Origin of the sequence: Luteimonas dalianensis (assembly GCF_049339425.1) — a bacterium.
GTDB classification, from domain to species: domain Bacteria; phylum Pseudomonadota; class Gammaproteobacteria; order Xanthomonadales; family Xanthomonadaceae; genus Luteimonas; species Luteimonas dalianensis.
This window is the reverse complement of sequence record NZ_JBMPPO010000004.1, coordinates 65,999-78,691: the sequence shown is the minus strand read 5'-3', so window position 1 is coordinate 78,691 and position 12,693 is coordinate 65,999. Positions and strand designations below refer to the sequence as shown.

Here is a 12,693-nt window from a genome sequence, read left to right as displayed (position 1 = left end):
GCCGTGGATTACTGTTCCGCGTCCGGCTGTTCCAGGTGCGAGTCGGCGGCCACGGTCAGCAGGCTGTTGATCGCCTGCAGGTTGCCGATGTCCAGGGTGCCGGCGGCCTGGGCCAGCAGCAGCCGGCTCTGCAGGAACCGGTAGCGGGCCAGGGCCAGGTCGCTTTCGGCGTTGAACAGGTTCTGCTGGTTGATCAGCACGTCGACCACGGTGCGGGTACCCACTTCCAGCCCGACCTGCGAAGCCTCGTACGCGCTGCGCGCCGAGACCACCGCCTGGCGGCGCGCCTCGACTTCGCTCACGCCGGCCACCACCGCGTTGTAGGCGGCGCGGGTGCTGCGCTCCAGCGAGCGGCGGGTGGCTTCCAGCTGGTCTTCGGAGATGTCGCGCTGGGCGATCGCCTGGCGCACGCCGGAGCGGATCGCGCCGCCGGCGAACAGCGGCACGGTCAGGCTCAGGCCAACGCCGTAGCCCTCGCTGCCGCTGCTGCCCGGCTGGCCGGGCACGTCGCCAGTGTTGAGGTCGCCCCACTGCGAGGAGTTGCCGTAGTCGGCGCCCAGGGTGATGCGCGGCAGGTGCTGGGCGCGGGCGGCGGTCACGCCGTGGGCCGCGGCCCGGGTGTCGTACTCGGCCGCGCGCAGGGTCGGGTTCTGCGCGAACGCGGTGGCCACCCAGTCGTCGACGCCGCCGTCGGCGGGCAGGCTGGGCTGGAAGTCCTCGGGCAGCGCGCGCAGCTGGCGAACCGGCTGGCCGGTGATCTCGGCCAGCGCCTGGTAGGCGTCTTCCAGCGCGTTGCGGGCCAGCAGCACGTTGGCGCGGGCGGTGTCGTACTGCGCGCGCGCTTCGTGCACGTCGGTGATCGGCGCCAGGCCGACCTCCAGCCTGCGGTCGGCGAAGTCGTACTGGCCCTGCAGCGCCTCCTCGGCGGCCACCGCGGCGGCCAGGGTCTCGATCGCCACCAGCACGTCGAAGTACGCGGCCGAGGTGCGGGTGATCAGCTCGTCGTTGGCGGCTTCCAGGTTGTAGCTCGCGCCGGCGTCCAGCTCGCGCTGGGCGCGGTAGTTGGCAATCTGGCCCAGGTCGAACACGGTCTGCTGCAGGCCCACGCCCCATCGCCGGCTGCGCGAGTCCCCGGAGGCGCCGGCCACGTAGTCGCGGTTGATCGAGGCGCTGCCGCTGAGTGAGGGCAGCAGCTGCGCGCGCGCCTGCACCCGGCCTTCGCGGGAGATGTCGCGCTGGGACTCGGAGATCGACAGCACAGGATCGCCGGTGCGGGCCATTTCATAGGCCTGCATCAGATCCTGGGCCTGCACGGCCGCCGGCAGCGCGGCGAGGGAAAGGGCGAGTGCGAGGGGGAGACGGCGCAGCATGGGGAGATCCTTGTGGTTTCCGTACGGCCCGGGACCGGGGAGTGTTGGCCCCGGGGGGCGGGTTTGGCGGCTACAGCTGGAATTCGGCGGCCGGCTCGGCGCCGGCCAGGTAGCCAAGCTCGGTATCGAACAACGACCGGGTGCGGCTTGCGTTGACGTCGCCGCCTTCGCCCGGCTGCACCAGCACCGCTTCCATCACCGGGGCGCGGCCGCGGACGATGAACATCCGCCCGTCCGGCTTGAGCCACTGCAGGAACCGCGCTGGCACCTGGTCGACGGCATCGGTGACGAAAATCGCGTCGAAGCGGCGCCGGGTGTCCCAGCTGAACGCGTCGGCGTTCTCGACCGTCACGTTGGCCACGCCCAGCGCGCGCAGGCGCTCGCGTGCGGCCTCGGCCAGCTCCGGCACGCGCTCCAGGCTGAGCACGTCGCGGCCCAGTTCGCCCAGGCAGGCGCTGACGTAGCCGCTGCCGGTGCCGATTTCCAGCACTTCCTCGCCATCCTGGACAAGCAGGTTGTGCAGGGCGCGCCCGACGACGACCGGCTTGAGCATGCGCTGGCCGTGGCCGAGCGGGATTTCCAGGTCGGCGTAGGCCACCGCGCGGTAGGCCTCGGGCACGAACTCCTCCCGCGGCAGCCTGCCCAGCACATCGAGCACGCGCGGATCCAGCACCCACCAGGGGCGGACCTGCTGTTCGACCATGGCGTGGCGGGCTTTGGCGTAGTCAATCGTCATTGTTGCGGTCTCGATCGCGGGGTTCGCAAGTTTACCGGGACGGGCGCGGCTGCGCCGGATACAGCATCGCCGCCGCGGCCGCGGCAGGCTGAGTGCCGGAAGTCACCGGGCCGGTGGGCATGGCCGGGGCGGGGCGCGTGCTCATGGCGCCGGCTTCCGCGCCCCGTAGGCGCGCAGGAACATGCCCACCGCCGCCTCCAGGTGCGCGTCCGCCTGCTCCCTGCAGCCGGCCCGCGGCTCGTCGTCGCAGTCGAACACCAGGCGCGAATGCAGATCGCCCCTGACCAGGGCGAAAAACTGCCCGGCCGCGCGCTGCACGTCGTCGATTTCCAGGTCTCCGGCGGCGATCCGGCGCTCCAGGAAGCGCGCGAACTCGTCCTGCACCCGCTGCGGCCCGGCCTCCCAGAACAGCCGCGCCAGCTGCTTGCCGACCATCTGCGGCGAGCACAGCAGGCGGTGGCCGGCGACGGCCTCGGGCGCGCAGATCATGGCGAAGTAGGCGCCGGCGATGTCCTCCAGGCGCTCGCGCACCGGCAGGTGCGGGGCCCGTTCGAACACCGAACCGGGCATCTGCTGCTCGCACCAGGCCCTGGCGGCCGCGGTGAAAAGCGCGTCCTTGTCGCCGAAGTGGCTGTACACGGTGAGCTTGGAGACCCCCGCCGCGGCGGCGATCTGATCCATGCTCGCGCCCTCGAAGCCGTGCTCCAGGAACATGCGCTCGGCCGCCTCCAGGATCGCGGCGCGCTTGGCGGGATCCTTGGGCCGGCCCGGGCTGGCCGCCGGTCGGGCGTCCTTGTTGGAGGGTTCGGGAATCATCACGGCCATTATGATACCTGCCGGTTCTGTAAATATTGCTGAACCGGAGGGTTCAGTAAATGGCGGGCCCACCCCGTGCCGCAACATGACCACCGGCAGGATTCGGTCTAGAGTCGGCCTGCAAGCGGCGGCCGGCGCATCCGGCCAAGGCCAGCAGCGGGGGCAGCGCGGTGAAACCGACCGACATTCGCGACCCGGACGTCTTCCACAGGGTGGTGGACTGCCAGTGGGCGTGCCCGGCGCACACGCCGGTGCCCGAATACATCCGCCTGATCGCCGCCGGCCGCCACGCCGACGCCTACATGGTCAACTGGCGCAGCAACGTGTTCCCCGGGATCCTCGGCCGCACCTGCGACCGGCCCTGCGAGCCGGCCTGCCGGCGGGTGCGGGTGGAGCAGAACAACGGCGAGAAGCCGCAGCCGGTGGCGATCTGCCGGCTCAAGCGGGTGGCCGCCGACAACAAGGGCGATGTCAGCGCGCGGATGCCGGCGCCGGTTGTGCGCCCCAACGGCCGCCGGATCGCCTGCGTCGGCGCCGGCCCGTCCTCGCTCACCGTGGCCCGCGACCTGGCGCCGCTGGGCTACGACATCACCGTGTTCGAGGCCGATCCGAAGGCCGGCGGCTTCATGCGCACCCAGGTGCCGCGCTTCCGCCTGCCCGAGTCGGTGATCGACGAGGAGACCGGCTACATCCTCGACATGGGCGTGAACTTCGTCGGCGGCCGCCGGATCGATTCGATGAAGGCGCTGCTGGCCGAGGGCTTCGACGCGGTCTTCGTCGGCAGCGGCGCGCCGCGCGGGCGCGACCTGGACCTGCCGGGGCGCAGGGAGTGCGCGGCCAATATCCACGTTGGCCTGGACTGGCTGGCCAACGTCTACTTCGGCCATGTGACGAAGATCGGCAAGCGGGTGCTGGTGCTGGGCGGCGGCAACACCGCGATGGACTGCTGCCGCAGCGCGCGCCGGCTGGGCGGGGCGGACGTGAAGGTGCTGGTGCGCTCGGGCTTCGACCAGATGAAGGCCAGCCCGTGGGAGAAGGAGGACGCGATGGAGGAGGGGATCCCGATCCTCGACTGCCGCTTGCCCAGGAGCTTCGTGCACGCCAGCGGCCGGCTGACCGGCATGAGCTTCCAGAAGGTGCGGGTGGAGTTCGACGACGCCGGCCGCCGCAGCCTGGTGCCGACCGGCGAGCCGGACGAGTTCCATCCCTGCGACGAGGTGCTGATCGCGGTCGGGCAGGAGAACGCGTTCCCGTGGATCGAGCGTGACATCGGCATCGAGTTCAACGAGTGGGGCATGCCGGTGGTGGACGAGGTGACCCACCAGTCGACGCTGCCCAACGTGCTGTTCGGCGGCGACGCCGCGTTCGGGCCGAAGAACATCATCTGGGCGGTGGCCCACGGCCACGCCGCGGCGGTGTCGGTGCACCGGCTGCTGGAGGGCGACGACCCGCACGAGCGCCCGGCGCCGGGGGTGAGCCTGGCCTCGCAGAAGATGGGCATCCACGAGTGGAGCTACGACAACGCGGTCTCGCCCGACGAGCGCTACGCGGTGCCGTGGTCGGAGGCGGCCAGGAAGCTGGACAGCATGCAGGTGGAGGTGGAGCTGGGCTTCGACGCCGCCACCGCCTGGAAGGAAACCCAGCGCTGCCTCAACTGCGACGTGCAGACCGTGTTCACCCGCGACAAGTGCATCGAGTGCGACGCCTGCGTGGACATCTGCCCGACCGACTGCATCACCTTCACCATGAACGGCGAGGAGGCCGAACTGCGCACGCGGCTGACCGCGCCGGCGCTGAACACCGGGCAGCCGCTGTACGTGTCCGCGCCGCTGCCGACCGCCCGTGTGATGGTCAAGGACGAGGACGTGTGCCTGCACTGCAGCCTGTGCGCCGAGCGCTGCCCAACCGGCGCCTGGGACATGCAGAAGTTCCTGCTGCAGGAGACCTACGCCGGCGAGGACGACCACCGCCGCCGGAGGCAGGCCGCATGACCCCCGCCCACGCGCCGCTGCGGGCGGTGAACGACTTCGTGGTCAAGTTCGCCAACGTCAACGGCTCGGGTTCCGCCTCGGCCAACGAGCTGTTCGCCAAGGCCATCCTGCGCATGGGCGTGCCGGTCAGCCCGCGCAACATCTTCCCCTCCAACATCCAGGGCCTGCCGACCTGGTACGAGGTGCGGGTGTGCGAGGACGGCTGGCTGGGCCGGCGCGGCGGCGTCGACCTGATGGTGGCGATGAACCCGCAGACCTGGGACGCGGATCTGGCCGAGATCGAGCCCGGCGGGTACCTGCTCTACGACAGCAGCAGGCCGCTGCAGCGGTCGCGCTTCCGCGACGACGTCACCGTCATCGGGATCCCGCTCACCCGGCTGTGCAACGGGGCCTGGGAGGATCCGCGCCAGCGCCAGCTGTTCAAGAACATCATGTACGTGGGTGCGCTCGGCGCGCTGCTCGGGATCGAGACGGAGGCGATCGAGGCGCTGGTCGGCGAGCAGTACCGGAGCAAGCCCAAGCTGCTGGCGCCGAACATCAGGGCGCTGGAGATCGGCCGCGACTGGGTGCGCGAACACTGCGCCGATGCGTTCGGCCTGCAGGTGCGCCGGGCCGACGCCGTCGGCGACCGGATCTTCGCCGAGGGCAACGCGGCGGCGGCGCTGGGCTGCGTGTACGGCGGCGCCACCGTCTGCGCCTGGTATCCGATCACGCCGTCGTCCTCGCTGGCCGAGGCGTTCGAGAAATACTGCCGCAGGTTCCGCGTCGACGGGGAGGGCAGGGCGCGTCACGCCATCATCCAGGCCGAGGACGAGATCGCCTCGATCGGCATGGTGGTCGGCGCCGGCTGGAACGGCGCGCGCGCCTTCACCACCACCTCCGGCCCCGGCGTTTCGCTGATGAACGAGTTCATCGGCCTGGCCTACTTCGCCGAGATCCCGGTGACCATCATCAACGTGCAGCGCGGCGGGCCGTCGACCGGCATGCCCACCCGCACCCAGCAGTCGGATGTGCTTGCCTGCGCCCATGCTTCGCACGGGGATACCAAGCACGTGCTGCTGTTTCCGGAGGATCCGGCCGAGTGCTTCGAGTTCTCGGCCGCCGCGTTCGACCTCGCCGACCGGCTGCAGACGCCGGTGTTCGTGATGAGCGACCTGGACATCGGCATGAACCAGCGCCTGTGCGCGCCGTTCGCCTGGGACGATGCGCGCGGCTACGACCGCGGCAAGGTGATGACCGCCGCGCAGCTTGAGGCCGGTGCAGAGTTCGCCCGCTACAAGGACGTGGACGGCGACGGCATCCCCTGGCGCACCTGGCCGGGCACCCACCCGGAAAAGGGCGCGTATTTCACCCGCGGCACCTCGCGCAACCCGCAGGCGCAGTATTCCGAGCGCGGCCCGGACTACGTCTACAACATGCAGCGGCTGCTGCAGAAGTTCGACACGGCCAAGGGGCTGGTGCCGCAGCCGGTGGTCGCGCAGGGAGCGGCGCCGGCGCGCCACGGAGTGATCTTCTACGGTTCGACCAGCCCGGCGATGGCGGAGGCGATCGGGCAGCTGCGCGGCGAGGGGGTCGAACTGGACACGCTGCGGGTGCGGGCGTATCCGTTCCCGGACGGCGTGCGCGACTTCATCCTCGGCCACGACTCGGTGTTCGTGGTCGAGCAGAACCGCGACGGCCAACTGCGCAGCCTGCTCATCAACGAGTTCGAGGTTGATCCCGCGCGACTGGTGGCGGTGCTGCACTACGACGGCACCCCGGTCACCGCGCGCTTCATTGCCGGTACCATCGCGCAGCATGTGCGCCCCGGGGCGGAGCGGCCCGAGGCGGAGCGCCCCGAGGGGACACGGGAGGTGACCGCATGACCTACCTGGCCAAGCCGAAGCTGCGCCACCCGACCCTGCCGTGCAACGCGCTCGGCTTCACCCGCCGCGACTACGAGGGCAAGATCAGCACCCTGTGCGCGGGCTGCGGGCACGACTCGATCTCGGCCGCGATCATCCAGGCCTGCTGGGAGCTGGAGATCGAACCGCACCGGTTGGCCAAGCTGTCGGGCATCGGCTGCAGCTCCAAGACCCCGGACTACTTCCTCGGCCAGTCGCACGGCTTCAACACCGTGCACGGGCGCATGCCCAGCGTGCTCACCGGCGCCAACCTGGCCAACCGCGACCTGATCTACCTGGGCGTGTCCGGGGACGGTGACTCGGCCTCTATCGGCATCGGCCAGTTCGTGCACGCCATCCGCCGCGGCGTGAACATGACCTACATCGTCGAGAACAACGGCGTCTACGGGCTGACCAAGGGCCAGTTCTCGGCCACCGCCGACCAGGGCTCGGTGTCGAAGAAGGGCGCGGTCAATTCCGATGCGCCGCTGGACATGGTGACCATGGCCCTGCAGCTTGGCGCCTCCTACGTCGGCCGCGGCTTCTCCGGCGACAAGCAGCAGCTGGTGCCGCTGATCAAGGGCGCGCTCAGCCACCGCGGGGCGGCGTTCCTGGACGTGATCAGCCCGTGCGTGGCGTTCAACAACCACGCCGGCAGCACCCGCAGCTACGACTGGGTGCGCGAGCACAACGAGGCGGTCAGCCGCCTGGACGTGATGCCGCCGCGGGCGGAGATCGTCGCCGACTACGCGCCCGGCGAGGTGGTCGACGTCGAGCAGCACGACGGCTCGGTGCTGCGCCTGCACAAGCTGGCCGACGACTACGACCCGCGCGACCGCATTGCCGCCATGAACCTGATCCAGCAGCGCCACGCCCACGGCGAGATCGCCACCGGCCTGCTGTACGTGGATCCGGAGGCCGACGACCTGCACGCGCACCTGGGCACCGTGGAGGTTCCGCTCAATTCGCTGGAGGCCGACACGCTGTCGCCCGGCGCCGAGGCGCTGGAGCGGATCAACGCCTCGCTGCGCTAGCGCTCCGTGTCCGCCGGCCCGCGGCCGGTATCCACCGTGGCCACCGCCACCCCGCTGCGCCGTGCGCGCTCATGCCACAGCTTGCGGGCGTACTCGCGCAGATCCGGCACCGTGTCCAGCTCGTCGACGATCTCGAAGCCGAAGACGGTTTCCACCACGTCCTCCAGGGTCACGATGCCCAGCACCGCGCCGTACTCGTCCACCACCAGCATGATGTGGTGGCCGTCGGCGATCATGTTGCGGAACAGCCCGTCCACCGGCATCCGATCCAGGGTGGAGATGATGGGCCGGGCGAGGTCGGCCAGGGTGGCATCCGGATCCTCGCCGGTGATGCACCGCATCAGCACCTCGCCCTTGATCACGAAGCCGGTGATGTCGGCCGAATCGCCCGGCTGGTGCACCGGGATGCGGGTGAACGGGGAGTCCTTCACCGCCTCCACGAACCCGTCCAGCCGGGTGTCCACCGGCAGCGAGAACACCACCGTGCGCGGGGTCATGATGTCGGCGGTCTTGATCGCGTCCAGCTGCAGCAAGTTGTGCACCAGCCGGGTTTCGCCCGGATGCAGCTGGCCGGCGTTCTCGCCCATCGTGGCCACCGTCATCAGCTCGTCGCGGTGGCGCGGCGCCGGCGGCGGGCGGCCGCGGGTGATCAGCTTCGTCAGCTGCTGCGACATCCACACCAGCGGCCCCAGCGCCACCACCAGGAACGGCAGCACCCGGGCTACGAGCGGCGCCACCCCGACCGCGTAGCGGGCGCCGATGGTCTTGGGGATGATCTCGGTCACGATCAGCACCGCCGCGGTCAGCGCCGCCGCGAACAGCGCTTCGCTGCCGTAGCCGAACACGCGCGCGTACTGCGCGCCGGCCCCGGCCGCGCCCATGGTGTGGGCCACGGTGTTGAGGGTCAGGATCGCCGCCAGCGGACGATCCACGTCGGCCTTCATGGTTTCGTAGACCCCCGCCCAGTGCCTGCCTTCGGCCTTGCCGGCCTGGATCTGGGTGGGGGTGATGGCCAGCAGCGAGGCTTCCAGGATGGAACACAGGAACGACACCCCGAGCGCGAGCAGGACATAGATGATGAGCAGGATCATGTGGCGGACTCGATGAGGCCCGCTCCGGGCGCCGCCACCGGGGACACCCAGCTGCGGGCCGGAAAGCCGGCGGATTGGAATGCGGCGCGCATCGCCGGGGCGGCGGCTTCGGCCCCGGCCCGGGAGGCGAACCACGCGAACACGGCCGGCCCGGCGCCGGAGAGGCTGGCGCCCAGCGCATCATGGTCGAGCGCGGCGGCCTTCACCTGGGCAAAGCCCGGCACCAGCGGCGCGCGCCGCGGCTCCACCAGCAGGTCGTGCAGGCCGGCGCGGAGCAGGCCTTCGTCGGCGCGCTCCAGGCCCAGCAGGAACTGGGCCAGGCAGGCCGAGTGGGCCGTGATCTCCCGCAGCGGGTACGGCTCGGCCAGCACCGCGCGCGCGCGCCGGGTTTCCAGCACCTGGCCGGGATGAACCACCACGCAGTGCAGCCACCCGGGCACCCGCAGGGGGATGATCCTGTCGGCCGTCGCCAGCACCGCGCCGCCCATCAGCATCGGCGCAACGTTGTCGCCCTGGCGGCTGTTGCTGGCGACCGACTCGCCGTCCAGCGCGAACGGATACAGCGCCTGCAGCGGCAGCGGCGTCTCCAGCAGCGCGTTGGCGGCCACCAGCGCGGCCACGCAGGAGGCCGCCGAGCCGCCCATGCCCGATCCCAGCGGGATGCCCTTGTCCAGCTCGATGGCGAAGCCGTGCGCCAGCCCGAGGCCCTCGCGCAGGGCCATCAGCGCCCGCCCGGCGGTGTTGGCGGCGGCCTCCAGCGGGATCTTCTCCACGCCGGGCGCATCGCCGGTGATGGTGTCGATGCGGACGAAGGGCTCGTCGATCCTGCGCACGACCGCGACGTCGCCCGGCCCGTCGAAGACGTGGCCGAGCAGATCGAAGCCCACGCCGATGTTGCCTACCCCGGCGGGTGCGGACGCGGTGGTGGCGTGGGCTGGGTCGTCGTGCATCGGCGGCATCATACGGCGCTGGCCATGGTGGGCGCTTCATGATCCAATGGATCCCGAAGCGGGGGTACCGCGGCCGGCACGGCGTGGTTGAGACAGACCCTTCGAACCTGATCCGGCTCATACCGGCGTAGGGAAGCTTCGCAGGATGTGCCGTATCGCCGCCGCGCTTGCCGGCCCGCGATCCGTGCGCAGCATGCGCCGCCGCTTCGTCCCGCCCACACAGGACGATGCCGATGAACGCCATGCCTTCGCCCCTGCAGCAGCAGGCCCAGCAGCTTTCCGATTCCGTCACCCGGCCGATCCCGGGTTCGCGCAAGGTCTTCGTCGCGGGCTCGCGCCCGGATCTGCGCGTGGCCATGCGCGAGATCGTGCAGACGGCGACGCCGACCCTGTTCGGCGGCGAGGACAATCCGCCGATCACCGTCTATGACACGTCCGGGCCGTACACGGATCCGGATGCGCGCATCGACCTGTCGGCGGGCCTGCCCGCGCTGCGCGCGGGCTGGATCGCCGGGCGCGGGGATACGGAAGCGCTGCCGGCGCTGACTTCGGAGTTCGGGCGCGCGCGCGAAACCAACTCCAGGCTCGATGGGGTGCGTTTCCCCGCGCGCGCGCTGCCGCGCCGGGCCAGGGACGGCGCCAATGTCACCCAGATGCATTACGCCCGGCGCGGCATCGTGACCCCGGAGATGGAGTACGTGGCGATCCGCGAGAACCAGCGGCTTGAAGCGCTGGCCGACGCGGGCGGGCTGCTGGACCAGCACCCCGGACAATCGTTCGGTGCTTCGATTCCGGCGCGGATCACGCCGGAGTTCGTGCGCGACGAGATCGCCCGCGGCCGCGCGATCCTGCCCTGCAACATCAACCATCCCGAGAGCGAGCCGATGATCATCGGCCGCAACTTCCTCACCAAGATCAACGCCAACATCGGCAATTCGGCGGTGAGTTCGGGCATCGCCGAGGAAGTGGAGAAGCTGGTGTGGGCGATCCGCTGGGGCGCCGACAACGTCATGGACCTGAGCACCGGCAAGCACATCCACGAGACCCGCGAGTGGATCATCCGCAACTCGCCGGTGCCCATCGGCACGGTGCCGATCTACCAGGCGCTGGAGAAGGTCGACGGCCGCGCCGAGGAGCTCACCTGGGAGATCTTCCGCGACACCCTCATCGAGCAGGCCGAGCAGGGCGTGGACTACTTCACCATCCACGCCGGCGTGCTGCTGCGCTACGTGCCGCTGACCGCGAAGCGGGTCACCGGCATCGTCAGCCGCGGCGGTTCGATCATGGCCAAGTGGTGCCTGGCGCATCACCGCGAAAGCTTCCTCTACGAACACTTCGAGGACATCTGCGACATCATGAAGGCCTACGACGTGGCCTTCTCGCTGGGCGACGGCCTGCGTCCGGGCTGCATCGCCGATGCCAACGATGCCGCCCAGTTCGGCGAGCTGGAGACGCTGGGCGAGCTGACGAAGATCGCGTGGAAGCACGACGTGCAGACCATGATCGAAGGCCCCGGCCACGTGCCGATGCAGCTGATCAAGGAAAACATGGACAAGCAGCTGGCCGAGTGCGGCGAGGCGCCGTTCTACACCCTGGGCCCGCTGACCACCGACATCGCGCCCGGATACGACCACATCACCAGCGCGATCGGCGCGGCGATGATCGGCTGGTACGGCACCGCGATGCTTTGCTACGTCACCCCCAAGGAACACCTGGGCCTGCCCAACCGCCAGGACGTGCGCGACGGGATCATGGCCTACAGGATCGCCGCCCACGCAGCCGACCTGGCCAAGGGCCATCCCGGTGCGCAGGTGCGCGACAACGCGCTGAGCAAGGCGCGCTTCGAGTTCCGCTGGCAGGATCAGTTCAACCTCGGGCTGGATCCGGAGAAAGCGCAGTCCATGCACGACGAGACGATGCCGAAGCAGGCGCACAAGCTGGCCCACTTCTGCTCGATGTGCGGCCCGCAGTTCTGCTCGATGAAGATCAGCCAGGAGGTGCGCAACCACGCCGCGGGAGAACGGGCCGGGGAAGAAGCGGCGCTGGAAGCGGGCATGGCGGAGAAGGCGGCGCAGTTCCGGGCCGGGGGCGCGCAGGTCTACCGGCGTGAATGAACGGTTCACGCGGCTGTCGCAACGGTTGCACGCCCGGTTGCGTATAAATTGACGAGCCGCCGGGACGCCGCGTTCGGTGCCCCGGCCAATTTCACCCGGCCGGGAGATCCGCCATGAGCACCACCCGTCGTACCGCAGCCTGGATCGTTGCCTTTTGCGCCGCGCTCCTGCTGGCCGGCTGTGCCACCGGCCCGCGCATCAGCGCCGAGGCCGATCCGCGCGCCAACTTCGCCGCCTACCGCACCTGGGCCTTCCACGATCCGCTGGCCGTCGAGGCGTACGGCTATGAAACGGCCACCAGCGAGATCATCAAGGACGCGGTCGGCCGCGAGATGCAGGCGCGCGGCTACCGCTACGATGCCGAGAGTCCGGATCTGTGGGTCAACGTCAACGCCTACATGCAGCGGCGCACCGACGTCAGTTCGATCCCCACCGTGGATCATGCCTACTATTACAGCTACCGGCACCGCGCCTATATCGCAGTGCCGTACTGGCGTGACGAGACCCACGTGCGGCGCTACACCGAGGGCACGATGAACGTGGATCTGGTGGACGTGGCGCAAAACCGGCTGGTGTGGGAAGGAATCGCGGTGGGACGGGTAGGCAGCATCGACGCCGAAAACCGCGAAATGCGCATCAGCCAGGCGATCAGTGAGATCTTCGCCCGCTATCCGCACCGAGCCGGGGCGGCCGCGCCGCCCATGTAGC

General features: G+C 70.2%; 10 protein-coding genes and 1 riboswitch. Of the genes, 5 read left to right on the top strand and 5 right to left on the bottom strand.

From position 1 onward, the window contains the following. Positions 1 to 8: 8 nt before the first annotated feature. The 3 genes from ACOZ90_RS07020 to ACOZ90_RS07010 form a co-directional block, all read right to left on the bottom strand. Entirely contained in the window at positions 9 to 1,370 is a 1,362-nt protein-coding gene (locus ACOZ90_RS07020) for a TolC family outer membrane protein (protein WP_422892938.1), read from the bottom strand. A 70-nt stretch (positions 1,371 to 1,440) separates the two neighbouring features. After that, entirely contained in the window at positions 1,441 to 2,106 is a 666-nt protein-coding gene (locus ACOZ90_RS07015) for a protein-L-isoaspartate O-methyltransferase family protein (protein WP_422892937.1), read from the bottom strand. 141 nt (positions 2,107 to 2,247) lie between these two features. Beyond that, positions 2,248 to 2,922, bottom strand: a complete 675-nt coding sequence (locus tag ACOZ90_RS07010; protein ID WP_422892936.1) for a TetR/AcrR family transcriptional regulator — start codon at positions 2,920 to 2,922, stop codon at positions 2,248 to 2,250. 170 nt (positions 2,923 to 3,092) lie between these two features. On the opposite strand from ACOZ90_RS07010, the gene ACOZ90_RS07005 reads away from it, so the two are divergent. Genes ACOZ90_RS07005 through ACOZ90_RS06995 form a run of 3 tightly spaced genes read left to right on the top strand, consistent with a single transcriptional unit; the run spans position 3,093 to position 7,830 of the window. Continuing rightward, positions 3,093 to 4,913: an FAD-dependent oxidoreductase gene (locus ACOZ90_RS07005; RefSeq protein ID WP_422892935.1), complete on the top strand. Its 1,821-nt coding sequence runs from the start codon at positions 3,093 to 3,095 to the stop codon at positions 4,911 to 4,913. Then, positions 4,910 to 6,778 (top strand): 2-oxoacid:acceptor oxidoreductase subunit alpha, encoded by a 1,869-nt coding sequence (locus tag ACOZ90_RS07000; RefSeq protein ID WP_422892934.1) that lies wholly within the window; start codon positions 4,910 to 4,912, stop codon positions 6,776 to 6,778. The genes ACOZ90_RS07005 and ACOZ90_RS07000 overlap by 4 nt, the downstream gene beginning before the upstream one ends. Then, the gene (locus tag ACOZ90_RS06995) at positions 6,775 to 7,830 is read left to right on the top strand and encodes a 2-oxoacid:ferredoxin oxidoreductase subunit beta (protein WP_422892933.1); all 1,056 of its coding nucleotides are present in this window, start codon (positions 6,775 to 6,777) and stop codon (positions 7,828 to 7,830) included. The genes ACOZ90_RS07000 and ACOZ90_RS06995 overlap by 4 nt, the downstream gene beginning before the upstream one ends. On the opposite strand, the gene ACOZ90_RS06990 is transcribed toward ACOZ90_RS06995, so the two are convergent. Together ACOZ90_RS06990 and ACOZ90_RS06985 are read right to left on the bottom strand one after the other, a co-directional pair. Continuing rightward, entirely contained in the window at positions 7,827 to 8,921 is a 1,095-nt protein-coding gene (locus ACOZ90_RS06990) for a CNNM domain-containing protein (RefSeq protein WP_422892932.1), read from the bottom strand. The genes ACOZ90_RS06995 and ACOZ90_RS06990 overlap by 4 nt on opposite strands. Beyond that, on the bottom strand, positions 8,918 to 9,871 hold the full coding sequence (locus ACOZ90_RS06985) for a homoserine kinase (protein WP_422892931.1): 954 nt from the start codon (positions 9,869 to 9,871) through the stop codon (positions 8,918 to 8,920). Before ACOZ90_RS06985 ends, ACOZ90_RS06990 begins: the two co-directional genes overlap by 4 nt. A 50-nt stretch (positions 9,872 to 9,921) precedes the next feature. Next, positions 9,922 to 10,023: riboswitch (TPP riboswitch) on the top strand. An 81-nt stretch (positions 10,024 to 10,104) separates the two neighbouring features. Here ACOZ90_RS06985 and thiC point away from each other — a divergent pair. After that, the gene (gene thiC, locus ACOZ90_RS06980; protein ID WP_422892930.1) at positions 10,105 to 11,985 is read left to right on the top strand and encodes a phosphomethylpyrimidine synthase ThiC; all 1,881 of its coding nucleotides are present in this window, start codon (positions 10,105 to 10,107) and stop codon (positions 11,983 to 11,985) included. Between the two features lie 113 nt (positions 11,986 to 12,098). After that, the gene (locus tag ACOZ90_RS06975; RefSeq protein ID WP_422892929.1) at positions 12,099 to 12,692 is read left to right on the top strand and encodes a DUF4136 domain-containing protein; all 594 of its coding nucleotides are present in this window, start codon (positions 12,099 to 12,101) and stop codon (positions 12,690 to 12,692) included. Position 12,693: the final 1 nt, after the last annotated feature.

What these genes read in the sequence shown, in the direction of transcription:
- thiC (WP_422892930.1), top strand. Translation starts at nt 10,105, where the DNA reads ATGAACGCCATGCCTTCGCCCCTGCAGCAGCAGGCCCAGCAGCTTTCC.
- ACOZ90_RS07010 (WP_422892936.1), bottom strand. Translation starts at nt 2,922, where the DNA reads ATGATTCCCGAACCCTCCAACAAGGACGCCCGACCGGCGGCCAGCCCG.
- ACOZ90_RS06990 (WP_422892932.1), bottom strand. Translation starts at nt 8,921, where the DNA reads ATGATCCTGCTCATCATCTATGTCCTGCTCGCGCTCGGGGTGTCGTTC.
- ACOZ90_RS07020 (WP_422892938.1), bottom strand. Translation starts at nt 1,370, where the DNA reads ATGCTGCGCCGTCTCCCCCTCGCACTCGCCCTTTCCCTCGCCGCGCTG.
- ACOZ90_RS07000 (WP_422892934.1), top strand. Translation starts at nt 4,910, where the DNA reads ATGACCCCCGCCCACGCGCCGCTGCGGGCGGTGAACGACTTCGTGGTC.
- ACOZ90_RS07015 (WP_422892937.1), bottom strand. Translation starts at nt 2,106, where the DNA reads ATGACGATTGACTACGCCAAAGCCCGCCACGCCATGGTCGAACAGCAG.
- ACOZ90_RS06995 (WP_422892933.1), top strand. Translation starts at nt 6,775, where the DNA reads ATGACCTACCTGGCCAAGCCGAAGCTGCGCCACCCGACCCTGCCGTGC.
- ACOZ90_RS06975 (WP_422892929.1), top strand. Translation starts at nt 12,099, where the DNA reads ATGAGCACCACCCGTCGTACCGCAGCCTGGATCGTTGCCTTTTGCGCC.
- ACOZ90_RS06985 (WP_422892931.1), bottom strand. Translation starts at nt 9,871, where the DNA reads ATGCACGACGACCCAGCCCACGCCACCACCGCGTCCGCACCCGCCGGG.